We start from the raw sequence: 24,188 nt of genomic DNA on the forward strand, positions 1-24,188 counted from the left end.
TTATGAAAAAAATACTGTTTGCAATTTTTTCTGTCTGTCTCAGTTTCAGTTTATTACTGAGCGGCTGTGGTTATGCACCCGGAGATACCGCTATGCCTACAGGCGACAATGTACTTACCCTGATTGGAGAAGAACCTTATACCCTTGACCCTGCCAAGGTAAGTGATATTTCTTCGGTGACCTATATTTACCAGATATTTAGCGGTTTGCTGAAAATGGGAGATGACCTGACTCCTGTTGCGGATATTGCCGAAAGTTGGGAGGTAAGCCCTGACGGGCTCACCTATACGTTTTATTTAAAACCGAATGTGAAATTTCATAACGGACGTGTTGTCACTGCCGCAGATTTTAAATATTCATGGGAAAGGGCTGCCAGCCCTGAAACTGCCTCAGGCACGGTGCTGACCTTTTTGGGAGATATTCAGGGTGTAACTGAAATGGTACAAGGACAGGCAACATCTATTTCAGGGGTGACTGTGGTAGATGATTTAACGTTAAGGGTAAAGCTGGTATCCCCCTGCAGTTTCTTCCTTTCGAAAATTTCATATGTGACTGCTTTTGTGGTAGACAAAAATAATGTGTCTCAAGGCAGCGGGTGGTGGAAAAAACCGGTGGGTACAGGTCCTTTTACGCTTACCGAACTTACCCAGGGAAACTATATTGTACTAAATAGAAACCCCGATTATTATGATACACCGGCAAAAATTGCCAGTGTTATTTTCCGTCTCCAGTCCGGCCAACCTATGGATTTATATGAAGTGGGCGGGGTAGATGTGGCAGCTGTCACTGCTGATTATCTGGCTAAAGCCACAGATCCGGACGGCGTTTTTGCAGCTGATTTACAGGTAGTGCCTCAGCTTGGTTTTTACTATTTTGCCTATGTAACCAGTAAAGCCCCGTTTGATGACCCTAAAATCAGGCAGGCTTTTAGTATGGCGGTAGATAAAGCCCGTATTATAGAGCTCTGTTATAAAGGTAGTGTCAGCATGGCCGAGGGTATCTTGCCGCCGGGTATGCCCGGGTACAATTCGGAACTGGTCGGACTTGAGTATAATCCGGAACGTGCCCTTGAACTGATAGCCGAATCTTCCTATGGCAGTGTGGAAAACCTGCCTACTATCACTCTGACAACGTCAGGCTGGGCCGGGTTGCTTGCTCCGGAATTGGAAGCAGTGATTGACCAGTGGAGACAGAATCTGGGGGTGGAAGTGATAGTCCGCCAGATAGATATGGAGCTTTTCCTTTATGACCTCCAGACAGAAAAAGATAACCTCTATTATTCCGGCTGGATGGCAGATTACCCCCATCCGCAAGATTTTCTGGCAGTGCTTTTTGAGACCGGTGCATCTTATAACAGCGGAGATTATTCTAACCCTGAGGTAGATGCCCTGCTGGCAAGGGCGGCTGCCACTCTGGATATTCATGAAAGCATGCAGCTTTATGCCCAAGCGGAGCAATTGCTTATAAATGATGCTGCCTGTTTTAGTTTTTGGTTTGGGAAAAACTATATGCTGGTCAAACCCTATGTAAAGGGCTACAAGCTTAATGCAATGGGGATTTCGATACTTACAGAAGTTACCGTTGAAGACCACTAAATTAGTCTGAAAAGCGGGCTCAAGGGGTTTAAACACCTTTGGTTGGCAGAGTGCCGATGTGCTTAAATAAAAACCCTGATTCGGAATATAATATCTCCGGTCAGGGTTTGCTTTTAGAAATAAATGGCGGAGGGGGTGGGATTCGAACCCACGGTTCTCTTTCGGGAACAACGGTTTTCAAGACCGTCACCATAGACCGCTCGGACACCCCTCCATGACCGTAAAATGAAGCCAAAATGAATGTTTTAGGTTTGCCTAGTGAGTTAACATAACAGTGATTTGCTAATCAAATGCTAACGGGATTTGTTAAAATGGCATTTACTAAATTTCTGCTGATCACGCTGCAACCATTTTTGCTTATGTGGGCACATTATACCTGTTGGAAAATGCAGAGTCAAAGCTGGTTACTTTGACCTGCATAAACAGAGGGTATTTTGGATAGCGGTAGTAGCCGGGCTTTATTTGGAATTCAAAATATGGGCAGTTTTACGGGTATTTCGTTCAATATCTATAAAGCATTGTATAAGCTCTGCTGATGCAAAAATAAGTACGCCGATTATCAGTGAGCCTAAAATACCCATAATGCCGGCAAAAACCCCGAAGCTGGTGGCTATATCAAAAGAGATAATACTGGCACCTGCCATGATGCCGATAGAAATAACAATACCTGTCAGTGTTATCAGCACCGCCAGTATTTTTAACACTATTATTATAATCTGTAATGCCGGGTATCTGCTGCGCATATTTCTGGTTCGCCTTTCAAACTCGGGGTGAATTTAGCGCTATCCTACACCTGCTGTACGGCTGTATCTTTTTAAGACTGAGCATGCTATTGATTAATGTCTCTTTGAGCGGCTGGTTTTGTGAACGGATATCTTTTGAAAACCGTTTATTTGGGAGGTGGCTACTTTTCTGAATTTGTATCCGCATTTGTCACACTTGAAAGATTGCCCCAACAGCCAGTCCAGCACTCTCGGCTGGGTATGGAAATTGTGGCAGTCACATTTCGGGCAGACCTTTTGAACAGGAAAATGCTGTGTTTTGGACAAATGTTTGCTGACAGCCATAAGACCCCTCTCAAATTAATCTACAGGATATTATAGACTAAAATTCTAAAAATAAGAATAAATAAATATTGAGAGGCAAAAAAGTCTAGTGTACTTGTTAGCTAGGATTACCCGTTAGACAGTTTTCAAATGCCTGCAGCACTTCCGGGAAATTTGCCCGCCCAAACCCGATGCGGAAATGGCTTTGCCCGTAATCATAGACTTCTGACGGTAAAAGCATGATGCCTGTTTTTTCTAAAATCTGATGGCAAAAATCCATGCAGGAGGTAGCTTTGTTTAAGCGAGGAAAGCAGACTGAACCTGCTTTCGGTTTCACCCAACTGAAATTTGTCTTGTGCCTATCCATGAAGCCTTCAAGGAGTTTCAGATTTCGGTTTAGTTGCTTCATTTGATCAGACACGATAGTATTTTTATTACGAAGGGCTATTATGGATAGTATTTCGTCTGTGGCACTGCCGCAGATGGTAGTATAGTCTTTATATCCGGCCATTTTGGAAAGCATATCTTTATCACGGCAGGCAAGCCAGCCGCTCCGCAGTCCCGGCAGGCCGAATGATTTTGAAAGCCCTCCCAAGCTTATAGCCCTTGAGGATTGGTCACAGGCGGCAGGCAGGCGGGTATCGGGGGCGTATTCCATCAGACGGTACATTTCATCTGAAAAGTGCCAAAGCTTATGCCTGTTTATTATTTCCTGTATACGTGCATAGTCTTCCCTGTCCGGCATTGCTCCGGTAGGGTTGTGAGGGAAATTGGTTATTATCAGGCGGGTATTGGGGCGGATATTTTGGGTAAGAAAATCAAGGTTAAACTTCCAGCCGTTTTCTTCTTCAGGCATCCAGTAGCTGACTTCGCAGCCCAGATTTTCCGCCAGCTGGTAGAGTGATTGATAACCCGGAAAGGTGCAGATAACGTGGTCGTCTTTTTTAAGCAAGCAGTTTAAAGCTATAAAAATGCCTTCTTCGGGTACAGCAGTTAAGATGTCTGATGGGGCGGTTACCTCGTACAGTTTGGCTACTTCATTCCTAAGCAGAGGGTGCCCATCTGAATAGGTATACCCAAGCTTCAGGTTTTGCCAGAGGCTGCGGCACTCTGTGTCTGCCAGTGACAGCAGATAGGAGAGTGCCAGTGGTTCGCAGTCCGAGCTTGACATAAGGTGTTTGGCGGAGAACTCGTATTTGGCCAAGTACCGTTCCAGTTTAAACTGCTTTAGTTCCAATAAAACGGCCCTTTTCCTAGCGGATAACATCTACTCCCATAAAGGGGCGGAGTACCTCGGGAACAACAATGCTGCCGTCAGGCTGCTGGTAGTTTTCTATAACCGATATCATAACTCTGGGCAGGGCTAACCCAGAGCCGTTTAGAGTGTGGACAAATTCAGGTTTGGCTTCAGAGGTGCGGCGGAAACGGACATTAGCCCGCCTGCCCTGAAAATCTGTGCAGTTGGAACAGGATGAAACCTCCAGCCATTCGTCAACGCCGGGTGAATACATTTCAATATCATAAGATTTAGCCGAACCAAAGCTGATATCAGCAGTGACCAGCTGTTTTAAGCGGTAGGGTATCTTAAGTGCGTCTGCTATTTCTTCAGCATCTGCCACCATCTTTTCCAGTTCATCAAAAGAGTCTTCCGGCTTGCAGTATTTGTACAACTCAACCTTGTCAAACTGGTGCAGCCGTTTTATTCCGCGTACGTCCTTTCCGGCAGACATTTTCTCACGGCGGAAGCAGGCAGTATAGGCTACGTAGTGAATAGGCAGCTGCTCAACAGAAAGTATTTCATCACGATGCAGATTAGTCAGGGGGGCTTCTGCGGTAGGTACCCACCAGTAATCTTCCTCTGCGTCATGGTACAGGTTATCAGCAAATTTGGGCAGATTGCCCGAAGCTACCAGGCACTCCCTTTTTATCATATAGGGAGGGTAGATTTCGGTATAATCGTGTTTACGGGTGTGTAGGTCCAGCATAAAGGCAATAAGAGCTCTTTGAAGGCGGGCACCCTCACCCTTCAGGATATAAAAGCGTGATCCGGAAAGCTTAATGCCGCGGTCAAAATCTATAATATCCAGTGCCTCACCCAGTTCCCAGTGCGGTTTGGGGGTAAAGCTGAAGCTCCGTTTTTCTCCGCGGTAATAGAGGACTACATTTTCGCTTTCATCTCTGCCTACGGGCACAGACGCATCGGGTATATTGGGCACTCTAAGCAAACGGTCAGTCAGTTTTTCATCTACTTCAGAAAGTTCAGCTTCAAGTTCAGTTATCTGCCCTCGTAAGACCCGTCCTTCTTCAATGGCAGTGTCATCTCGCTGTTTAGCCATCATTTTGCGTTTGGCACGAAGGTTATCCAGTTCCTGGGTAAGATGGCGGCGGCGGTTATCCAGTTCCAATATTTCATCTATAGGAGCATCGGTATTACGGTCTGCTACTGCCTTGCGTACCAGTTCGGCATTTTCCCTTATAAATTTCAAATCAAGCATGAAAGTTCTCCTTCTGCCAGAGTAATATCAATTATTCCTGTGTTTTTGTGTCTTCCCTATCCTTCAGGGCAGGAAATAAAATAACTTCGCGGATAGAGTCATGGTTGGTCAGCAGCATAACCAAACGGTCAATACCCACGCCCAGACCGCCGGTTGGCGGCATGCCATATGCCAGTGCGGCCAGAAAGTCTTCATCTATACTTTCGGACTCTTCGGTGCGCGACTGGTTGCGTTTTTCAAGCTGTTCCTTAAAACGTGCTCTTTGCTCTACCGGGTCATTCAGTTCGGAAAAGGCATTGGCAATTTCCATATTGGCACAAATAGCTTCAAACCGCTCTGTCAGACGGGGGTCTTCCGGCTTCTGTTTGGCAAGCGGAGACATGGCCACCGGGTGGTCAGTAAGGAAAGTGGGTTGAACAAGATGGGGTTCTACAAATTCACCTACCAGCTCATCCACCAGTTTGCCCCAGTCTTTGGCGGGGTCTACCTTCAGTTTGCGGCGGGTCATTTCCGCGGCCAAGGCTTCTTTGGTGGGGAAATCAAAAAAATCTATACCGGCATATTGCTTTACGGCATCACGCATGGTCAGACGGGGCCACGGGGGAGTAAAATCCAGTGTAATATCCCCGAACGGTGCAGTATATCCGCCGCTTATTTCTTTGACCACACTTGAGACCATTTCCTCAAGGAAATTCATTACATCTTTATAGTCGGCATAGGCCTGATAGCTTTCCATCATAGTAAATTCGGGGTTATGGCGGGTGGAGACACCCTCATTGCGGAATATCCGTCCTATTTCATATACCCGGTCAAAACCGCCAACAATCAACCTTTTAAGGTGCAATTCCAAAGCTATGCGCATGTAAAAATCACAGTCCAGTGCCTGATGATGGGTAATAAAGGGGCGGGCGAGTGCGCCGCCTGCTTCAGGTTGGAGAACCGGTGTTTCCACTTCAAGAAATTCTTTGGCACTCATAAAACAGCGTATGGCGCTTATAACACGGCTGCGGGTAAGGAATGTCTGACGGGCATCCGCATTGGAAATAAGGTCAAGATAACGCTGGCGGTAACGTTTTTCCACATCCTGCAGGCCATGCCATTTCTCCGGCAAAGGCAGCAGGGATTTTGAGAGCATGGTTATTCTGGTAACCGCCAGACTGGGCTCACCGGTACGGGTACGCATCAGGCTGCCCTCTGCGCCTATAAAATCACCCAAATCCAGGTCTTTAAGGAGTTCTATACTCGCTTCGTCCATATCATTCTGACGGCAGAAAATCTGTATTTTACCGCTGCCGTCACGTATATCCATAAAGGAAATCTTGCCCATGTCGCGCCGGGTCATAATCCTCCCTGCAATCCTCAGGGTTTCTTTAGGCGGGTTTTCCTGTGTTTCAAGCTCCGCTAGCAAAGCTACGGCTTGTGCGCTGGTATGGCTGGGATGGAAAGTGGAGGGGTAAGGGTTTATACCCCGGCTCTTTATCCGTTCCAGTTTTTCCGTTTTTTGAGCGTTCAGATATTCTTCCGGCATAGACTACTCTCTTGTATCTGGGATTTTCAAAGCTATTATATGCTATCACTGCGGCTAAGGCAAAGATAGCCTGTTTGATTTAATAAATTGGTTAAAATTGTTAGAAGGTATAAAAAAGATAAATGGTATAAAGATATGCCAGATAATATTTGAAATATGATATAAAAGTGCTATAATTGCTGGCGTTCCGGTAAATAGTTGTAAATAATACAAAATGGATAATAAAACGCATGGATGTATCAGAGTCTATTGTCCCTATTATTGTGGGTGTCGTACAGGTGGTTTTTATTGTTATATTGGTAACTTTAGGGATATATAGTTTGAGAAGTCACCGATCCGGAAAACAATTAGATGCTACTAGAGATATTCAAACTGAAGAATCCAGTGAAGGGACTTTCTTTAGCCGTGATTAAGGCTGTTTTCCTGGCAGATATCAGCTAGTCTCATACTATCCAGCCAGAACAGGGCTTTGGGCTCTTTTTCAAGTACAAAGCGGATATTAGCACGTATTGCCAGCTCCAGTTCTGATAGTATTTCCCTGTTGACCTTCAGGCGGCAAATACTGGCGAAATTGTTTTCCTGAATATACCGCAGCACTTTCACCGCATTTACTGAAACAGGTATACCGGTTTGGGTATTACGGCAACTCGGACAAATTATGCCGCCGCTTTCCGAACTGTAGTAATTGGTGGTTGCCAGCAGTTTTTTGTGGCAGTTAGCACATTCGCGAAGCTCCGGTTTGTAGCCGCTGTTTTCCAATAGATGCAGCTCAAAATATTTTATACACAATTCCGCTTGAGATTCATTGTCCAGTTCTTCCAGAGTGGAAAGTAAAAGCTGAAAGATGGACGGGTTGGCAGATTCTTCCGGTGAGAAATGATAAGCCAGTTCACAGGCGTAAAAAGCCATGGCAGATAGCTGAAGGCTGTTACGGATGTTCAGAAAACTCTGGATAGTCTGGCTGCCGGTTATAGTGTCTATAGCTTTGCCCCTGGCCAAAGAGACCTCCGAATAACATAAAAGCTCCAGATGACCAGAGAGTTTGCTTTTGGTTTTCCTGACGCTCTTGGCAAAGCCTTGTATCAGCCCCAGATCCGGGGTAAGCAAACTTAGAATACGGTCGGCTTCCCCGCATTTCGTTTTACGGACTACTATGGCTCTGGTTTTAAAATCATGGGGTTTGGTCATTTTAAGTCTGTCTTTTCGGTTTTTCTAAAGGGGTTACTATGCTCATTTGGTCTTTACCGAATGATATTATATGTTTAAGCTCAAAAGGTAAAGCGGTTTCGGGTCTTTTGAACTTATAAGCAGGGTTTTTAGCTGTGAGGCTGTTTTTCCTGTTTGATTGCCAGACGTTTTTGCACCTGGGGGCTTTTTAATTCGCGCAGGGCATCTGTAGCTATAAATCGGGCACTTCCGGTATTTTGGGCTAGTATTTCTTCACCCAGAGTTATGGCAGCTTGGTTTAGGCTGAGATTCCGTTTACCTATCTGACGGAGTGCCCAGTTGACCGCCTTTTTTACATAATTGCGTTCGTCAGATGCTTCTGTCAGCAGGCGGGGGAAGAAAGAGATAAATTTTTCGTCCAGGGCTTTTTTATCATGGACTGCCAAAGTGGTCAGTAAAACAAAGCCTGCCCGTTTGATATATTCCTCTGGGCGGTAAGTCCATTTGAGTGCCTGTTCAAAGGCAAACGAGGTTTTTGACCATAGATTGTTGCAGCACAGGTCACAGATATCCCATGAATCTATATCCTTTACCCAACTTTCCATCTCTGTTTGGCTTACCTTGCGGCTTTCGGCAATCAGGCTGGCCATTATGCGGGCCTCGTGTATACCTGAATCCCAGAGTAAGAGGGCAAGAGTGTGATTATGTCCGGCTTCTTTGGCCAGATGGCGGATATCTTTTACGCTTACTCCCAGGGTATTGGTATTGGATATGCCGAAACGGCTCATACCTGCGGCATTATCGGTATTTGCCAGAGCTTTCAGGCTGTTTATTAGCCCGGTGTATTTGTTCAGGGTTTCTATATCCGCCAATTTAAAGCCACTTCTTCCTTTTGAAAAATGAGACCAGCAGTAGAGCTACGGCTAGCATTAGTAGAAGTATGCCGGGATATCCCCAGCTTAGGCGGAGCTCCGGAATATCAAAATTCATGCCATATATGCCCACGATAAAGGTCAGGGGTATAAAGATGGAAGCGAATATAGTTAGAACCTTCATTACCTCATTCATGCGGTTGGAAAGGCTGGAAAGATAAATGTCTATCATGTTGGAGAGCATATCCCGGTAGGTTTCTCCGGTATCTATCAGCTGGATAAGGTGGTCATAAATATCACGGAAATATATATGGCTGCTTTTATCTATCAGAGGGTTTTCAGTGCGTTCAATAGAGGCAATGGTCTCCCTGACCGGCCAGATAGATTTGCGGATAAAGAGCATCTCTTTTTTAGCTTCTGAAATCTGTTTGAGAGTTTGGGAAGACGGGGAGGATAAAAGCTGCTCTTCTATTTCATCTAGATAGTCTCCGAAGCCCTCTATCAAGCCGAAATATCCGTCTACAACCATATCCAGTATGGAGTAGAGCAGATAGTCTGCCCCAAGTTTGCGAAGACGCCCATTGTCAGATTTCAAATGTTCTTGAATGGGTTTAAAAATATCGCTCTGGTTTTCCTGAAAACTTATCAGGAAGTTTTTACCCAATACCAGACTGATGTGCTCGGAGCGGGTTTTATTAAGCCCGGAGTCCCAGTGTAATGCTTTAATCACCGCAAAAAGGTAAGTGCCGTAATCTTCCAGTTTGGGGCGTTGCTCAGTGTTGACCACATCTTCAAGGGTAAGGGGATGGAGACTGAAGCACTTGCCCAATTCCTCCACCATATCTGTATCCTGAAGTCCGGTTACCTTTACCCAGATAATACCGCTGGACTGTTTAATCTGGGTGCTGCAATCAGCCAGAGTTTTTAGCGGCAGCGGCTGATAGGAATCAGGGGTATAGGCATGCAGACTGAGGCTGGCTTTTTCAGTCTTACCTTCACCTATAAATACTACCGAGCCGGGCAGCATACCTGCTTTTTGGGAGTACTTTTTTGATTGTCTGGTCATAGCCGCCTCCTTTCGGACTCAAGTCAGGAAAGGAAAACTAGAAATTTTGGCGTCCCTCCATGGCCCGGCTTAAGGTTACATCATCAGCATATTCCAGTTCTGTTCCAAAGGGTAATCCCCGTGCCAGTCTGGTCACTTTTATACCCAGCGGGGTTATCAGCCGCGAAAGGTACATGGCGGTGGCCTCACCCTCGGTAGTGGGGTTGGTTGCCAGAATAATCTCGTCTACTTGGCCGTTATCCAGCCGGCTCATAAGCTCGCTTATGCGTATATTCTGGGAGGTTATTCCCTCGGTGGGGGAAATAGCTCCATGCAGTACATGGTAATAGCCTCGGTAGACGCCCACGTGTTCCAGTGCCAAAATATCCTGCGGCTGTTCCACCACGCAAATCTTGTTTGTTTCGCGTTTGGTATTCTGGCAGATTGGGCAAAGCTCACTGTCAGCCACGTTAAAGCAGATACGGCACTGGCTTATCTGGTTCTTGATACTGCGGATAGTATCAGAAAGTGCCAGAACTTGTTCTTCAGGCGCCCGCATCAGGTAAAAAGCCAGCCGCTGGGCGCTTTTCGGGCCTATGCCCGGGAGTTTGCCCAGCGAATCTATCAGCTTGTTTACTGCACCGGCTGTAGACGGTAAAGAAATATCCTTCAAAAAAAGTCTCCTGCCGAAATATTACATCAGGCCCGGAATTTTAACATCCCCCATCAGTCCTTGCATCTGCTTTGAGCCTTCTTTTTTGGTCTCTTCGTAGGCATCATTGAAAGCTTTGATCAGGGCATTTTCTAAATCTTTGGGTTTGGACGTGTTGATTATTTCAGGTGAAATACTGAGTGACAGTACTTTCTGCTGGCCGTTCATCTTTATCTTGATAGCACCCTTGGCGCTTTCAGTCTCCACCACTACTTTAGCTAGTTCTTTCTGAGCTTTATCCAGCTTAGACTTTAGCTCCATGGCTTGCTTAATCATGTTCATGTTCACGCTTTATTTTTCCTCCACTGATATAATCTGGGCACCCAGTTTTTGGGCTTCTTTTACCAAATGGTTGGTTTCGGCTTCGGATATGCATACCAGAGTGCATGTCTTGCCGACGAAGTTTGAAATAATTTCGGCTGTAACCTTGCGGTTTTCCAGTTCTTCAATTTTGTCTTTGTGGTATTTGTATTTAAAAGACAGGGTGACCACATTTTTTTCTATAGAGACCGGGCGGACACCGGCGCTGCGGAGTATGGCTACCGCCGCTGAACGTTTGAGATTGTCCGGTGCCTGGTCAAGTATGTTTTTCCAGCTGACCTTTAGCTGTTCAATCACATCTCCGGCTCCGATAAGCACTTTTTCTTCTTCTTTGGGCTGGGCAGAAGCGGTGTACTTGGGTTTCTCGTCAATAGGTATGGCCGCTCTGGTAAGTTTGGGGGCAGATTCTTTGGCATGCGGCTTGGAAGCAGCGGCCGGTTCTGAAGCATTCTTGGTTTTATCCTGGGTTTCTGTTTGGGCTTCTTTCTGCGGCGGCTCATTAGATACCGCTGGTTTTTCAGCTTTAGAGGCTGGTAATTCGGCCTGGGGGAGTATAGTAGCAGGTGCAGTATCCGGATTAAGCGAAGCATCTACCAGTGCCAGCTCAAAACTCAGGCTGGAGGCCGTATCTGAGCTGAAATCAAGCTGGCTGAAGGCTTTTATAGCTTTGGTAATACCCTCCAGGTTGGTTATGGCTGACACTTTTTGCAGGGCTTTTTTCTCATCTGTGGTAAGTTCCAAACTGCTTTCCGCTCCGCTGTTTACCAGCATAACCTGTCGCAGGTAATCCAGCAGTTCACGGCGGAACTGTTTTAAATCAAGCCCGTCAGCTACTACGGCATTAAGGGTTTTTAGTCCGTTTTTAATGTCTTTTTTGAGGATATTTTCAGCCAAAGTCTTTATGCGTTCATCTCCGCTGATACCCAGAGCCGCCTGTACCTGGGACAGGCTTATTTCCGCACCGTAAGTGGTGGCTATCTGCTGGAGCAGGTTTTCACCGTCACGGAAACTGCCGCCTGCCGAACGGGTTATCAGTTTTAAGGCTTCCGGTTCTATATTTATATCCTCTGCCTTGCTTATTTTTTCCAGTTTGCGGGTCATATCCGAAAGGGATACCCGGTGGAAATCAAACCGCTGGCAACGGGACATAATAGTCGGTAAAACCTTGTGGATTTCTGTAGTGGCCAGTATAAATATAACCCTTGGCGGGGGTTCTTCAAGCGTTTTCAGGAGTGCGTTTGAGGCACTGTTGGAAAGCATATGGACTTCATCTATGATATAAACCTTGTAGTTCGCCAGTGCCGGGGCGTACTGAACTTTTTCTTTGAGTTCGCGGATATCGTCTACCCCGGTGTTGGAGGCAGCATCTATTTCTATTACGTCCATAGAGCTGCCCTCGGTTATGGATAAACACATGGGGCAGGTATTGCAGGGTTCGCCCTTTCCCTGGTTGGTGGTGCAGTTTACCGCTTTGGCCAAAATGCGTCCGGTACTGGTTTTGCCGGTGCCTCTGGGACCGCAAAAAAGGTATGCCTGAGCAATACGCCCGCTTGAAAGGGCATTTTTCAGGGTGTGGGCAACGTGTTCCTGGCCGACAAGGTCAGCCAGAGTCTGGGGGCGCCATTTGCGGTAAAATACCTGACAGGTCATATCTGCCATATTATACCCTAAAAATGTTATTCTCCAAAGCAATTTCAGGCAGATATTTAGCTATGAGTTATTAAAAAACCCTGCCGGTTTGTCCTGCAGGGTTTGATATATTCAAAAGGCCTAAGTCTCAGCAGGTTTGTTGGCATAAACGGGTTACTCGTTTTTGCTATCAGGAACGGGTTGGGAAATAATGATGGCTGATAATACGCTTGCCTGCACTTGCTATGGGCTTACCCTGTGGTAGTATTAGCGGGTATTCAGGTTTAGCAGGGCGGGTAGGGTGCAGACGACGGTAATTTTCTGCCTGCACCCTGGATTCTTTATTCAATTCGCAGTTATACAAGGAATATATTTCAAACATTTATTTGTGCGGGTATGCAGTGTCAGCTGTATTTATTCGGTAAATACCTTTACCTTGCTGCCTTCACTGTCCACGTCTACCTCCATCTCAGTCATAGCTTCAATAAGCGGCTCGATATCCTCTTCACGCAGGTTCTTGAAATCAAAGTTGACACCCTTTTCCTTAAGGTTGCTGTCTATTTCATTGGTAGCATCTGCCGGAAGTATGGATGCCAGCTTGATTCCGGCTCTTAGCAGAGCCATTGGAACGCGCACATTGACCTTGGCATTACTGTCTTCGTCAGTGCCGTTTATTATTACCCGCAGGTATTTGGGTACTCCTTTGGCAGTTATGGCGGCAGCCGGGGCGGGTTTTGCGTCTTCATTACCCAGCGCTTCAAGCAGTTTATTGGCCTGGTCTACGGTTATTTTGCCTTCGGAAAGCATTTGCAGTATTTTTTTAGCATTTTCAGACATTTTTAATATTCCCCCTTATATAAACTGTACTTTTATACGTGTTTTATTGTCGCGGATATCTGCATTCATACCCCTGAGGGCACACCACAAGCGGTATGAATATGGACCGACAAGTAAAAGGAAGCGGCCTTTGCCGCTTGACCATGTCAGCAAAATGGCTAGCAGCATAAACGGTGCAAATACGATCATCAGTGCCAGTACAATGGGGTAGACCAGAAATAGCGGCAGTATAAGCGGGAAACTTCTGCTATGTTTGCCGAATGGTATTCCTACCCAAAACAGCATAGGTGGCCAGTACATTATCTTTGCAACCTCCTTAGAGCTTCTTCTACCGAAATCCCGCCCTTTTCCAGTTCTGTCAGTATGTTATCATCTTCATTGGTCTTGGGCGGGGTTGGGAAGTTTTCAACAAAGCTGAAATTTGCCCCTATCCGCTGCAGGCGATTTTTAACGGTGGGGTAGCTGATACCGAAAAACTTTTCCATGTCTTTTATTGAGCCGTGGCATTTTACAAATGCCATTACAAATACCTGGTCTTCAGCGGAGAGTCTGGCCAAAGCAGGTAAATCAAAGCTCCCCTCAATGGCAATGCCTGAAGATACCAGTTTGACCCGCTCAACCGTTACGGTTGCTCCCTGGGTGAGCTTGGTCAGTTCCTGCCAGTCTTTTGCCATATTGTGTACCTCCGGGTAGTTATTTAACTTATGTCAGTATTATATGGCGAAAAATTAAAAAAGTCAATATATAAATTAAAAAAATTAATAATGCATGGGGTAAATATTTAAAAACTTATTTGGTTGCCAAGAGGTATTCTGCGGACAATAAAAAACGGCTTCGGAAATTCCGAAGCCGTTAAAGTGCCATGTGGTTTAGAGGTTATTCAAGCAGGGAAGGAATATCTCTGCTGAGTTCATCGATGTCACGCCGCCTGTCCGCCAGGTCAGCCTGACGCTGCTTGATTACCGGCATCATGCTGGTGGAACGGTTGTAGTAGTAACGTACCCTCTCAAGGTCAGATAACTCGGAGAAAATAACGGTTACAGTCATGGTGTCTTTTTCGCGGGGGTAGTCACCGTTGCGGATAATGGCGTTAGGAGCCATCTCACGCAGCCAGTCACCCTGTTCTTTTATGATATCCATATTTATTTCTTTTGCAGGGGCGGAAATAAGGAACAGCGCCCGTCCGGCATCACGGGGGTCAATTTTCAGGGAAAGCTCGCTTACGGCTTCATCCATAGCCCGGATGCCCTTGTAGTTGGAAACGCTCTTCATCCGGAAATGGTCAGTTTTATCAAAGGGCAGGGTCAGAGTGCGGACGCGGGCCTTGCCGTGTCCGATAACGGTCCAGCCTGAAATGGTCTGGATGATATCACCGGCGTCCATGGTCTTGGCTCCAATGTACTTGGAATTCTTTTCTTCACCGGCACACAGCAAATCCCAAAAGGGCTCAACAATCAGGGAGTTTATCTTGGAAAGGTTGTAGCGGAGTGAAAAATCCTTGCGGACATAACGCTGGTTTTCCACCAGTATAACCGCATCTGCAACAGAGCTGATGGATTTTAAGCAGACAGCGGTATTGTAGACGGTGCGCTCTTCGGTTTTCTCCTCATGCTCAAAGGGCAGGGCTATTAGGGCATAAACCGGTTTGTCCATGTAGCGCTCTTTGATATGCTGGGCGATAATGGAAACCGAACCCGAACCGGTACCGCCGGCCGCACCGGCAATAACCAGAAAACCGTCTGCATCATAAAAACGCTTGGTGGTGCGCAGGGCATCTATAACCTTGTCGGCATCTGCTCTGGCAATTTCAGCACCCAGTTCATTTATTTTACCTACCCCATGGCCGCCGGTTTTACGCCCGCCGATAAGTATGCGGTGTTGGTGGTCAGGTTTGATGGTAACCAGACCTGAAAGGTCAGCTTGGTCTGTGTTCACGGCAAATACTCCCGGGCAGATGCTTACGTTACGCTGGGAGCGGGCCCTTTTATCCATACGGGCAAACTCATCCGCTATGCGGCTGCCGCATTGCCCAAGACCTATTACAATTAATTTCATTTTGTCCTCCGTTAATCGGGCTAAATTCTAAACTAATAGCTTTAGCATGTCAACAACTTACGTTTAAATCTATCCCAGTTATTAGTTTAAAAATCTATTTGGAAATATAAGCTATCAAATCTCCCAGGCGGGTGGAGTAACCCCATTCATTATCATACCATGAAAGTACTTTTACCATATTGCCGTCCAGCACCATAGTACTGGGGGCATCTATGATGGAACTGGCAGGGTTGCTCTTGAAATCACTGCTGACCAGTTCTTCTTCGCAGTATTCTAGTATGCCGGCCAGCTTGCCCTGGGCGGCTTCCTTGAAAGCGGCGTTTACTTCCTCTACGGTTACATTTCTGCCCAGTTCACCTACAAAATCCACCAGTGAAACGCTGGCAGAGGGTATGCGGAATGAAATACCGTCCAGTTTGCCTTTAAGTTCGGGCAGCACCAAAGCTACCGCTTTAGCGGCACCGGTAGTGGTGGGGATAACATTGACCGCGGCGGCTCTGGCCCGGCGGATATCCTTGTGGAACATATCCTGTATCTTCTGGTCATTGGTATAGGCATGGCAGGTAGTCATGAAGCCTTTTTTAACCCCGAATTTATCATGGAGTACCTTTATAAGGGGGGCGACACAGTTGGTGGTGCAGGAGGCATTGGAGATAACACGGTGAGTATTGCAGTTATATTTTTCTTCGTTTACACCCATAACCACGGTGATATCTTCACCCTTGGCCGGGGCGGAAATGACCACAGTCTTAACACTGCCGCGAAGGTGGGCGGAGGCTTTAGCGGCATCGGTAAACAAACCGGTAGATTCAATCACCAAATCTACTCCGGCGGTCTCCCAGGGGATTTGCATGGGGTCACGTTCGCTGAAAACCTTGATGGGTTTGCCGTCTACTATTATAGAGCAGTCATCAGATTCAACTGTGCCGGGATATTTGCCGTAGGTTGAGTCCCATTTTAAAAGGTGGGCATTGGATTTATTGTCTGCCAGGTCATTTACCGCAACTACTTCAAGTTCGCCGCGGTGGTACTGGTTTATAGTCCTTAGGGTAATACGCCCGATTCGTCCGAACCCGTTAATGCCGATTCTGGTTACCATAATAATCCCCCTTCAAGTAAATTATAGATTTATCTGTTTTTTGGCCTTAAGCATATCCAAAAAGGCCTCAAGCCGGGTTTTCTGATGCTGGTTTAAATGAAAATCTGCGTTGCCTTCCAGGGTGAGTATGGGAAGCGGCAGCTTTTGCCTCAATATAATATCACCGATAGCCCGATGACAGAAAGCTTGGGTGTAATGGATTATGCCGTCTATGCGGCGCTCAGTGAGCTGGATCTGAATATCCCTTAAGCGGTATTCCATGGGGTAGGGGTAGGTATAAGCGGTGTAAGACTGGGAGATATCAGCACCGCCTTCGGGCAGGCTGAACTGCCTCTGAATTTCATTAAACACCACTCTGGCTCCGTTTTGCTCAAGGTAAGGGTAAAGCTCCTGCCCGAATACCGAAGGAACGCCCAGATATGCCAGCCTTAGTTCTGTTGAGGGGTAAGGGGTGCGGCTTTTCGCTGTATTCAGAAGTTTCTGAAGGTCAGCTTGGTACTTTACATAATCACTATTAAAATCTGAACTGGATACCAGCCAGTAGTGGTCTTCAAAACCGGATACTTTGTTTTCGGCATAACACAGGTAGTCCAGTCTGTGTGCCAGCTCTCTGGCGGGACTAAGTGTTTTCCGCCATTCTTCCGCCGCCTCAAGAGTAGTACCCAGCCTAATGGCCAGCTTTGACAGAGATGCTTTTACCTCCGCGGGGTTGGGTTCGGTGGGGAAGTCAAAGGGAATAGTGCGGATACCTTTTAGGTTCAAAACTTCCCTTAGCATCTGGGTGTTTGAGCAGTCACCGCTGGTTACACAGATAACCTCGCTTATGCCTTTATCCAGGCAGACACCATAAATGCCTTTTATCCAGGCACAGCAGTTCAAGGGAAAGCCGTCTTTTTCAGCCAAGCGGATAAGCCTGTCAGGATTTGTATCTGAAACGAAAATATTATTCAGGTCCAGCGGGCTGTAACCGGCTGAAAGCAGTATTTCTATGGGTACGGTGGTGGTAATGCCGATGTATTTGGGGTGCCCGTTATTTTTCAAAACAGCTCACATTTTATGAAAAATTTTTTATCCCATATGGCATCTGGCATATCTTTAAAGCTTTACCCTGCGGATGCAGTGTGGGAGGGTTTTCACCGGTTGCCGGCTGCATCCAGAGGGTTTCTATATCCTTTTATAATTATTTTAGGTTGAAAAAGGCCTCTTTGCCGGGGTATTTGGCCTTTCCGCCCAGTTCCTCTTCAATGCGGAGCAGGCGGTTATATTTGGCAGTGCGTTCTGCGCGGCAGGGAGCGCCGGTTTTTATCTGGCCGGCATTCATGGCCACAGCCAAATCTGCAATAGTAGTGTCTTCGGTTTCTCCGCTGCGGTGGCTGACCACTGCCGTCCAGGCGGAATTATTTGCCATTTTGATAGCGGCAATAGTTTCAGACAAAGTGCCTATCTGGTTAAGTTTAATAAGTATGGAGTTGGAGGCATTTTCTTTTATACCCCTTTCCAGCCGCTTTATATTGGTGACATAAAAATCATCACCCACCAGCTGAACCTTGCTGTCGATTTTTTTAGTAAGCATTTTCCAGCCGTCCCAGTCATCTTCAAAAAGGCCGTCTTCAATACTGATTATGGGGTATTTTTCCACCCAGCCGCACCAGTAATCCACCATTTCGGCACTGCTGAGGGTTTTATTTTCAGTTGCCAGGGTGTATTTGCCTTCCTGATAAAGTTCGCTTGAGGCCGGGTCAAGGGCTATGAATATATCTTCACCGGGGCGGTAGCCGGCTTTTTCAATGGCTTTCAGTATTACTTCCACCGCATCTTTATTGGTGGGTAGGGAAGGGGCAAAACCGCCTTCATCACCTACAGTAGTATTCTGGTTCATACCTTTCAGCACTTTTTTCAGGCTGTGGTAAACCTCGGTACCCATCCGGAGTGCCTCGGCAAAGCTTTTAGCACCTGTGGGCATCACCATAAACTCCTGAAAGTCAGTGGAGTTTGAGGCGTGTTTGCCGCCGTTTAATATATTGAACATGGGTACGGGCAGGATGTATTCGTCACAGTTGTTCAGGTAACGGTAAAGAGGCATATGGCAGGATGCGGCTGCGGCATGGGCAACTGCCAGCGAAGTGGCCAGCATAGCGTTAGCCCCCAGCTTGGCTTTATTGGGAGTGCCGTCCAGTTCTAGCAAAAGATTATCCAGCCCCTGCTGGTCTGATACTTTGAAACCGGATATGGCCTTAGCAATAGTGGTGTTTACATTAGTGACTGCCTTTTGTACGCCAAGCCCGTTATAGCGGGATTTGTCTCCGTCACGCAGTTCCACGGCTTCATGGCTGCCGGTAGAAGCACCCGAAGGTACAGCCGCCCGGCCGAAAGAGCCGTCAGATAAAACTACATCCGCTTCAACGGTGGGGTTGCCACGGGAATCCAGTATCTCTCTGGCCTTGATAGACTTGACTACTGCAGACACAATTACCTCACACTCGTATTAGTTTATTAAATCCAGAGCCATTGTAACCGCTTCCAGGGCATTTCCGGCTTCGATTACAGCGCCGTCAGCCTTGCCGTTCTGGCTCATTGACCAGCTGTTTAAAGTGATTACCGGCAGTCCGCTTTGGAGGGCATAGGCTATTTCAGACAATGTTCCGTAAGCACCGCCCACCGCAATAACTGCCTGGGCAGATTTGACCACCATGACATTCCGGGCAAAGCCTATACTGCTTATTATAGGTATTTGGACATACGGGTTAGCCTCTTCGCGGCTGTTTCCCGGCAGTATGCCTATGGTCAGCCCACCGTTTAAGGACGCGCCCCGGCAGGCGGCTTCCATTACCCCGCCCATGCCCCCGCAGACAAGTGTAACCTGTCTAAGCGCAAGTTCTTTGCCCACTTCCTCTGCCAAACGGGTTTCCTCAGGAGTGGCTTTGGAGGCACCTATAACCGCAATGAAAATACGTTTATTATCCATGAAAAGCAAGGGAATTATAACACCCCCGTGCTATTTGAGGCAAAGATTTAAGAGTTGAAACGGTTGGAGGCGGTATCCAGCCCATAGGTCAGCAGGCAGGTGAGTGCTTCGGAAGCACGGGTAATAGCCTTGTCCATAATCTCCCGTTCTTCCTCGCCGAAGTTGCCCAGTACATGGTCTACCACCTCAGTTCCGTTATTCCGGCTATCCGGCTTGCCGATACCTATTTTCAGGCGGATAAATTCCTTGGTGCCGATGTCTGTAATAATAGATGAAATGCCGTTATGCCCTCCGGCACTTCCCCCCAGCCGCAGGCGTATTTTGCCCGCAGGTAAATCCAAATCATCCTGCACTACAATAATATCAGCGGCTTTAAGGTTGTAGCGGCGAAGCAGCTGGCTGGCGGCCTTGCCGGAGAGGTTCATATAAGTCTGGGGTTTGGCCAGCACTATTTCCTCATCATTTATGCGTCCTGAACCGGTGCGGGAAAGGCAGCATTTTTTGTCAAAGCTGATATGGTTGTCTTTGGCAAAACGGCTCAGGCACTGGAAACCCACGTTATGGCGGTTGCCCGAATATTCTTTGCCGGGGTTTCCCAGCCCGATAATAAGTTTCATCAAGATTGCTCCAGCATATTTATAAATTCCTGTTCGGACAGCTCTTTTACCCCCATACTGCGGGCTTTGGCCAGCTTGGAGCCGGCATCAGCACCTACCACCAGATAGCGGGTTGCGTTGGTGACATTGTCCTTGGCCGTGCCGCCAAGTGAGCGGATTTTTTGCTGTGCTTCTTCGCGGCTTAAACTTTCCAGTTTGCCGGTAACTACAAACTCCACTCCGGAAAGCGGCAGAGGTTTATGTGAGGGCTTTTGGTCTGAAGCAAGCTTTACTCCGGCTGTTTCCAAACGGCGGATGACCGCTATGTTTTTTTCTTCGCTGAAATAGGCTTTTATGCTGCTGGCTATCTTGGCACCTATATCCGGTATGGTTTGCAGTTCATCAAGCCCTGCCCCAGCCAGTGCCCATATATCCCCGTAGCGGCTGGATAGCAAAGCGGCTGTCTCATTCCCCACGTGGCGGATACCCAGCCCGAATATTACCCTGTCCAGCGGGCGGGTTTTGCTGTCTGCAATAGCTTTTATTATATTATCCGCACTTTTTTCACCCATGCGCGGCAGTTTCAGTAAATCAGCCGCAGTCAGGTAGTAAAGGTCAGATACGTTTTTGACCAATCCCTGTTGTGCCAGTATCACGCTCAGGCTTTCGCCGATGCCGCGGATATCCATAGCCCCTCTGGAGACAAAGTGTTCCAGCTGGCGTTCAAACTGGGCGGGGCAGGAAACGTTGGCACAGTAGTGCATAGCCTCGCCTGCGGGGCGGTATATTTCCCCTCCGCACACTGGGCAGGCCGGGCGGCTAAGTTTGGGGTTAAACAGGGTTTCCTCCATGCTGAAGGGTTTTGATTCGGGGCTGCGTTTAGCCAGCACCGGGGCAACTACCTCAGGTATTACTTCGCCTGCCCGCTGGATTACTACCGTATCCCCTTCACGGATATCCTTGCGGAGGATATCATCTTCGTTATGCAAACTGGCCTGTTTTACCACTACCCCGCCTACATTTACCGGTTCAAGGATGGCATACGGGTTTAAAGTGCCGGTACGGCCTACCGATATGCCTATTTTTTTAAGGAGGGTAGTGACCTGTTCGGCCGGAAATTTATAGGCGATAGCCCAGCGGGGTTCACGTCCCGCATCCCCCAGTTTTTGCTGCAGGGATACGGAATCTACCTTGAATACTACCCCGTCTGCTTCGTAGGGCAGGGAATCCCGGTTTTCCGCCATCTCACGGTAGTATTCTTTGGCTTCTTCCAGGGTGTTTACCAGACGGTTACGCGGGTTTATCCTGAAACCCAGGCGGCTGAAGTACTCCAGTATCTGCCAGTGGCTGTCAGGCAGCAGGCTGTCTTCCGCATACCCCAGAGCATAAATAAATATATCCAGCGGTCTTTCGGCCGTTACTGACGGGTCAAGCTGGCGGAGTGAACCGGCGGCGGCATTGCGGGGGTTGGCAAAAAGGGATAGTCCTTTATCAGCCCTTTCACGGTTGAGTTTGGCGAAGCCTTCTTTTGGAAGATACACTTCCCCCCTTATTTCAAAAACAGGGGGGGCGTCCTCCTCGGTATTTAAGGGTATAGAATGGATAGTTCTCAGGTTTCGGGTAATATTTTCGCCCTGAAAGCCGTCACCCCGGGTAGCACCGGTGGTAAACTTGCTGTTTCGGTAGGTAAGTGCAACTGCCAGCCCGTCCATTTTGGGTTCGCAGTCTATCTGAAAAGCGGCATTTCCCAGCAGTTTTTTTACCCTCAGATACCATGCTTCCAGTTCCTCATCTGAAAAGGCATTTGCCAGGGAAAGCAGCGGATAGGGGTGATTGACGATGCCGAAGGCCTTTAGCGGCTCGGCACCCACTCTTTGGGTGGGTGAGTCCGCCGTAACAAGCTCAGGGTGGGCTTCTTCCAGTTCTTTCAGACGGCGGAGCAAGACGTCATATTCGGAATCAGAGATTTCAGGGTTATCCTGAACGTAATACAATTGGTTATGGCGGTTTATTTCACGCCTCAGGTTTTCTATTTCAGTTCGGGGGGAAAACATATCTTCCATACAGATTATTAGTATATCACAGCCCCTGTTTAGAGCAAGTACAAAAGTATAGCCGCTTACGTTTGACAGGGGCTTGCGTCAGACGCCGTTCTAAGTTAAACTAAAACCAGAATTTTGTGAGAGGAAGCTAGAAAAATGGCTGAAGTTCGGGCTTTTCATGGATTACGTTACAACCCTATGTTTGTGGACGATATGGCAGATGTTATCTGTCCGCCTTATGACATTATCAGCCCTGAACAGGAAAAAGCCCTTAAAGAACGCAGCCCATACAACTATATACGTTTGGAATATAGCCAGCCTACCCCTCAAGATAATGTTGTAGACAACCGCTATACCCGTGCCGCCGCCATACTGGAAAAATGGATAGGTGAACGGGTAATAACTGCTGAAAAGAAGGCAGCTATATATATACATGACCATTACTTCAGTGTGTTCGGCAAACAGTATAAAAGACGGGGAATTATTGCCAGAGTGCGGCTTGAGGAATGGGACAGGATGGTTATCCGCCCCCACGAGGGCACACTTTCCGAACCTAAAAGGGATAGGATTAACCTCATTTCAGCCGTCCGCGCCAATACCAGCCCGGTGTACGGGCTGTATCAGGATATTGAAAAAGATATAAACCGGGTATTGGAAATCCAAACAGGCGGCAAGCCGGCTGTCAGCATGAATATTGAAGGCGAACGCCACGAACTTTGGGTAGTCACCGATGATTCTGCTATAGCCAAGGTGACAGCTTTGTTTGACAAGAAACCCATCTATATAGCTGACGGGCATCACCGCTATGAAAGTGCCTTGACTTATAGGCGTGAACGTCTGGCCGGCAACCCTCAGCTGCCCTCTGATGACCCGGTTAATTTTGTAATGATGACCTTGGTAGATTTTGCCGATCCCGGTCTGGTAGTTTTGCCGGCACACCGCCTGCTGGGTGGTATGGATGCAAATACCTTGTCAAACCTTAAGACTAAACTGGCTTCCTTCTTTGATGTAACTACTATACCTGCCAAACTGCCTGGTGCTTGGGATACTCTGGATAAGGCTCTTAGAGAAGAGGGTAAAATCCGCTTGGCTATGTATGGTTTGGGCGGCACAGAGAATTTTACCTTGCTGACCCTGCGTGAGGTTGAGACCGCCAGTAATCTTATGCCGTATTTCCATTCTGATATATATAAGAAACTGGATGTTAGTGTACTTGACCATATTATCCTTGAGGAGCTGATGGGGCTGAAGACGGTGGAGGACCCACGCATATCTTTCAATTTTGACCGTAATGATGTGGTTTCAAGGGTGAAATCTGGTGAATTCCAGATGGCTTTTATTCTGAATCCTATGAAGGCGGAAATTATCAAGGCTATTTCAGATGTATCTGACCGCATGCCCCGCAAATCCACTTACTTCTTCCCCAAGCTGCCTTCGGGCTTGGTAGTTTACCGTTTTGACTCTGAGGCAAGTACTAAAAAGTAAACCACATAGGTTTATAAAACAAAGAAGGGGAGGTGAAAACCTCCCCTTTATGATTTTACCTAAATATTTTAATCAGGGCTTATAATCTTTGGCCATCTGGATAAAGTACCGGTGAAAGCGGTTATCCGCAGAGAGTTCGGGGTGGAACGATGTTGCCAGAAGGTTATTCTCCCTTACTGCCACTATAATCCCGTCAGGTAGCTTGGCCAGTATGTCAACACCTTTGCCGGTTTTTTCCACTAGAGGGGCGCGGATAAATACTGCAGGGAAATCCCCGCCTTCCAGCCCTTTTATCTTCAGCATTGCCTCAAAGCTGTCCACCTGCCTGCCGAAGGCATTCCGACGGACAGTTATATCCATAAGTTCAAGCGTTTTTACCCCGGAGATATCTCCGCTTAGCTCTTTGGCAAGGCAAATCATACCGGCACAGGTACCCCAAACGGGCATGCCGTTACGGGCTAAATCTTTTACAGGCTTGGCCAGGCCGAATGTGTAAAGGAGCTTGGTTATGGTGGTGCTTTCACCGCCGGGAATAATAAGCCCAGAAAGTTCAGACAGTTCTTCAGCCTTGCGTACTTCCACCGCTTCCGCTCCCAGCGTGCGCAGCATATGTATATGTTCCCGGAATGCCCCTTGCAGGGCCAGTACACCGATTTTCATTTATTCCTCAAATAGGCAAGGCTACCAGCAATTTAAGCG

24 protein-coding genes and 1 tRNA gene are annotated in these 24,188 nt (G+C 47.3%); 2 read left to right on the forward strand and 23 right to left on the reverse strand.

Features of this window, described 5'->3' with window-relative positions:
* Positions 1 to 2: 2 nt before the first annotated feature.
* Entirely contained in the window at positions 3 to 1,595 is a 1,593-nt protein-coding gene (locus ASJ33_RS03035) for a peptide ABC transporter substrate-binding protein (protein WP_236886630.1), read from the forward strand.
* A 124-nt stretch (positions 1,596 to 1,719) separates the two neighbouring features.
* Here the strand turns inward: ASJ33_RS03035 and ASJ33_RS03040 are convergent.
* The 22 genes from ASJ33_RS03040 to ligA form a co-directional block, all read right to left on the reverse strand.
* A tRNA-Ser gene (locus ASJ33_RS03040) sits at positions 1,720 to 1,809 on the reverse strand.
* Positions 1,810 to 2,053: 244 nt separating this feature from the next.
* On the reverse strand, positions 2,054 to 2,338 hold the full coding sequence (locus ASJ33_RS03045) for a hypothetical protein (protein ID WP_041330743.1): 285 nt from the start codon (positions 2,336 to 2,338) through the stop codon (positions 2,054 to 2,056).
* Positions 2,339 to 2,431: 93 nt separating this feature from the next.
* A complete protein-coding gene (locus ASJ33_RS03050; RefSeq protein ID WP_023652084.1) occupies positions 2,432 to 2,662 on the reverse strand; it encodes a hypothetical protein in 231 nt (76 codons plus the stop codon).
* A 97-nt stretch (positions 2,663 to 2,759) separates the two neighbouring features.
* Positions 2,760 to 3,878: an aminotransferase class I/II-fold pyridoxal phosphate-dependent enzyme gene (locus tag ASJ33_RS03055; protein WP_041330745.1), complete on the reverse strand. Its 1,119-nt coding sequence runs from the start codon at positions 3,876 to 3,878 to the stop codon at positions 2,760 to 2,762.
* A gap of 16 nt (positions 3,879 to 3,894) precedes the next feature.
* Positions 3,895 to 5,136: a serine--tRNA ligase gene (serS, locus tag ASJ33_RS03060; protein WP_041330747.1), complete on the reverse strand. Its 1,242-nt coding sequence runs from the start codon at positions 5,134 to 5,136 to the stop codon at positions 3,895 to 3,897.
* Positions 5,137 to 5,167: 31 nt separating this feature from the next.
* Positions 5,168 to 6,664 carry a lysine--tRNA ligase gene (gene lysS, locus ASJ33_RS03065; protein ID WP_072555574.1) on the reverse strand — a complete coding sequence of 499 codons (1,497 nt, stop codon included), beginning with the start codon at positions 6,662 to 6,664 and terminating at the stop codon, positions 5,168 to 5,170.
* A 399-nt stretch (positions 6,665 to 7,063) separates the two neighbouring features.
* On the reverse strand, positions 7,064 to 7,852 hold the full coding sequence (recO, locus tag ASJ33_RS03075) for a DNA repair protein RecO (RefSeq protein ID WP_041330751.1): 789 nt from the start codon (positions 7,850 to 7,852) through the stop codon (positions 7,064 to 7,066).
* A 128-nt stretch (positions 7,853 to 7,980) separates the two neighbouring features.
* A complete protein-coding gene (locus tag ASJ33_RS03080; protein WP_023652091.1) occupies positions 7,981 to 8,703 on the reverse strand; it encodes a DNA alkylation repair protein in 723 nt (240 codons plus the stop codon).
* A gap of 1 nt (position 8,704) precedes the next feature.
* On the reverse strand, positions 8,705 to 9,769 hold the full coding sequence (gene corA / locus ASJ33_RS03085; RefSeq protein ID WP_023652092.1) for a magnesium/cobalt transporter CorA: 1,065 nt from the start codon (positions 9,767 to 9,769) through the stop codon (positions 8,705 to 8,707).
* 37 nt (positions 9,770 to 9,806) lie between these two features.
* On the reverse strand, positions 9,807 to 10,421 hold the full coding sequence (gene recR / locus ASJ33_RS03090) for a recombination mediator RecR (protein ID WP_023652093.1): 615 nt from the start codon (positions 10,419 to 10,421) through the stop codon (positions 9,807 to 9,809).
* A gap of 21 nt (positions 10,422 to 10,442) precedes the next feature.
* Positions 10,443 to 10,742: a YbaB/EbfC family nucleoid-associated protein gene (locus ASJ33_RS03095; protein ID WP_023652094.1), complete on the reverse strand. Its 300-nt coding sequence runs from the start codon at positions 10,740 to 10,742 to the stop codon at positions 10,443 to 10,445.
* 9 nt (positions 10,743 to 10,751) lie between these two features.
* Entirely contained in the window at positions 10,752 to 12,440 is a 1,689-nt protein-coding gene (dnaX, locus tag ASJ33_RS03100; protein WP_041330753.1) for a DNA polymerase III subunit gamma/tau, read from the reverse strand.
* 384 nt (positions 12,441 to 12,824) lie between these two features.
* On the reverse strand, positions 12,825 to 13,247 hold the full coding sequence (locus tag ASJ33_RS03110; RefSeq protein ID WP_012881844.1) for an SHOCT-like domain-containing protein: 423 nt from the start codon (positions 13,245 to 13,247) through the stop codon (positions 12,825 to 12,827).
* Positions 13,248 to 13,262: 15 nt separating this feature from the next.
* On the reverse strand, positions 13,263 to 13,547 hold the full coding sequence (locus ASJ33_RS03115) for a hypothetical protein (protein WP_012881845.1): 285 nt from the start codon (positions 13,545 to 13,547) through the stop codon (positions 13,263 to 13,265).
* Positions 13,547 to 13,921, reverse strand: a complete 375-nt coding sequence (locus ASJ33_RS03120) for a DUF2089 domain-containing protein (protein ID WP_041330754.1) — start codon at positions 13,919 to 13,921, stop codon at positions 13,547 to 13,549. The genes ASJ33_RS03115 and ASJ33_RS03120 overlap by 1 nt, the downstream gene beginning before the upstream one ends.
* Positions 13,922 to 14,123: 202 nt before the next feature.
* Positions 14,124 to 15,302, reverse strand: coding sequence for a tubulin/FtsZ family protein (locus tag ASJ33_RS03125; RefSeq protein ID WP_010936364.1), 1,179 nt, complete (start codon positions 15,300 to 15,302; stop codon positions 14,124 to 14,126).
* Between the two features lie 94 nt (positions 15,303 to 15,396).
* Positions 15,397 to 16,401, reverse strand: a complete 1,005-nt coding sequence (gene gap / locus ASJ33_RS03130; protein ID WP_041330756.1) for a type I glyceraldehyde-3-phosphate dehydrogenase — start codon at positions 16,399 to 16,401, stop codon at positions 15,397 to 15,399.
* A gap of 21 nt (positions 16,402 to 16,422) precedes the next feature.
* The gene (locus ASJ33_RS03135; protein ID WP_023652099.1) at positions 16,423 to 17,442 is read right to left on the reverse strand and encodes a 2-hydroxyacyl-CoA dehydratase family protein; all 1,020 of its coding nucleotides are present in this window, start codon (positions 17,440 to 17,442) and stop codon (positions 16,423 to 16,425) included.
* Between the two features lie 139 nt (positions 17,443 to 17,581).
* Positions 17,582 to 18,868: a phosphopyruvate hydratase gene (eno, locus tag ASJ33_RS03140; protein ID WP_041330758.1), complete on the reverse strand. Its 1,287-nt coding sequence runs from the start codon at positions 18,866 to 18,868 to the stop codon at positions 17,582 to 17,584.
* Between the two features lie 18 nt (positions 18,869 to 18,886).
* The gene (locus ASJ33_RS03145; RefSeq protein ID WP_041330759.1) at positions 18,887 to 19,366 is read right to left on the reverse strand and encodes a TIGR00725 family protein; all 480 of its coding nucleotides are present in this window, start codon (positions 19,364 to 19,366) and stop codon (positions 18,887 to 18,889) included.
* Between the two features lie 47 nt (positions 19,367 to 19,413).
* Positions 19,414 to 19,983, reverse strand: a complete 570-nt coding sequence (gene pth / locus ASJ33_RS03150; RefSeq protein WP_023652103.1) for an aminoacyl-tRNA hydrolase — start codon at positions 19,981 to 19,983, stop codon at positions 19,414 to 19,416.
* Positions 19,983 to 22,016 (reverse strand): NAD-dependent DNA ligase LigA, encoded by a 2,034-nt coding sequence (ligA, locus tag ASJ33_RS03155; RefSeq protein ID WP_041331702.1) that lies wholly within the window; start codon positions 22,014 to 22,016, stop codon positions 19,983 to 19,985. Before ligA ends, pth begins: the two co-directional genes overlap by 1 nt.
* 144 nt (positions 22,017 to 22,160) lie before the next feature.
* On the opposite strand from ligA, the gene ASJ33_RS03160 reads away from it, so the two are divergent.
* Positions 22,161 to 23,489: a DUF1015 domain-containing protein gene (locus ASJ33_RS03160; protein ID WP_023652105.1), complete on the forward strand. Its 1,329-nt coding sequence runs from the start codon at positions 22,161 to 22,163 to the stop codon at positions 23,487 to 23,489.
* A 72-nt stretch (positions 23,490 to 23,561) separates the two neighbouring features.
* On the opposite strand, the gene pdxT is transcribed toward ASJ33_RS03160, so the two are convergent.
* Entirely contained in the window at positions 23,562 to 24,149 is a 588-nt protein-coding gene (pdxT, locus tag ASJ33_RS03165) for a pyridoxal 5'-phosphate synthase glutaminase subunit PdxT (RefSeq protein ID WP_023652106.1), read from the reverse strand.
* Positions 24,150 to 24,188 lie beyond the last annotated feature (39 nt).

The sequence above is a fragment of the Dehalococcoides mccartyi genome, assembly GCF_001889305.1.
Lineage (GTDB): Bacteria > Chloroflexota > Dehalococcoidia > Dehalococcoidales > Dehalococcoidaceae > Dehalococcoides > Dehalococcoides mccartyi_A.

Bases quoted from the DNA above. Each gene is read 5' to 3' on its own strand.
- ASJ33_RS03095 (WP_023652094.1), bottom strand. From the start codon at position 10,742: ATGAACATGATTAAGCAAGCCATGGAGCTAAAGTCTAAGCTGGATAAA.
- ASJ33_RS03045 (WP_041330743.1), bottom strand. From the start codon at position 2,338: ATGCGCAGCAGATACCCGGCATTACAGATTATAATAATAGTGTTAAAA.
- serS (WP_041330747.1), bottom strand. From the start codon at position 5,136: ATGCTTGATTTGAAATTTATAAGGGAAAATGCCGAACTGGTACGCAAG.
- ligA (WP_041331702.1), bottom strand. From the start codon at position 22,016: ATGTTTTCCCCCCGAACTGAAATAGAAAACCTGAGGCGTGAAATAAAC.
- ASJ33_RS03035 (WP_236886630.1), top strand. From the start codon at position 3: ATGAAAAAAATACTGTTTGCAATTTTTTCTGTCTGTCTCAGTTTCAGT.
- ASJ33_RS03110 (WP_012881844.1), bottom strand. From the start codon at position 13,247: ATGTCTGAAAATGCTAAAAAAATACTGCAAATGCTTTCCGAAGGCAAA.
- pth (WP_023652103.1), bottom strand. From the start codon at position 19,983: ATGAAACTTATTATCGGGCTGGGAAACCCCGGCAAAGAATATTCGGGC.
- dnaX (WP_041330753.1), bottom strand. From the start codon at position 12,440: ATGGCAGATATGACCTGTCAGGTATTTTACCGCAAATGGCGCCCCCAG.
- pdxT (WP_023652106.1), bottom strand. From the start codon at position 24,149: ATGAAAATCGGTGTACTGGCCCTGCAAGGGGCATTCCGGGAACATATA.
- ASJ33_RS03050 (WP_023652084.1), bottom strand. From the start codon at position 2,662: ATGGCTGTCAGCAAACATTTGTCCAAAACACAGCATTTTCCTGTTCAA.
- ASJ33_RS03120 (WP_041330754.1), bottom strand. From the start codon at position 13,921: ATGGCAAAAGACTGGCAGGAACTGACCAAGCTCACCCAGGGAGCAACC.
- corA (WP_023652092.1), bottom strand. From the start codon at position 9,769: ATGACCAGACAATCAAAAAAGTACTCCCAAAAAGCAGGTATGCTGCCC.
- ASJ33_RS03145 (WP_041330759.1), bottom strand. From the start codon at position 19,366: ATGGATAATAAACGTATTTTCATTGCGGTTATAGGTGCCTCCAAAGCC.
- ASJ33_RS03115 (WP_012881845.1), bottom strand. From the start codon at position 13,547: ATGTACTGGCCACCTATGCTGTTTTGGGTAGGAATACCATTCGGCAAA.
- ASJ33_RS03125 (WP_010936364.1), bottom strand. From the start codon at position 15,302: ATGAAATTAATTGTAATAGGTCTTGGGCAATGCGGCAGCCGCATAGCG.
- recO (WP_041330751.1), bottom strand. From the start codon at position 7,852: ATGACCAAACCCCATGATTTTAAAACCAGAGCCATAGTAGTCCGTAAA.
- ASJ33_RS03160 (WP_023652105.1), top strand. From the start codon at position 22,161: ATGGCTGAAGTTCGGGCTTTTCATGGATTACGTTACAACCCTATGTTT.
- gap (WP_041330756.1), bottom strand. From the start codon at position 16,401: ATGGTAACCAGAATCGGCATTAACGGGTTCGGACGAATCGGGCGTATT.
- lysS (WP_072555574.1), bottom strand. From the start codon at position 6,664: ATGCCGGAAGAATATCTGAACGCTCAAAAAACGGAAAAACTGGAACGG.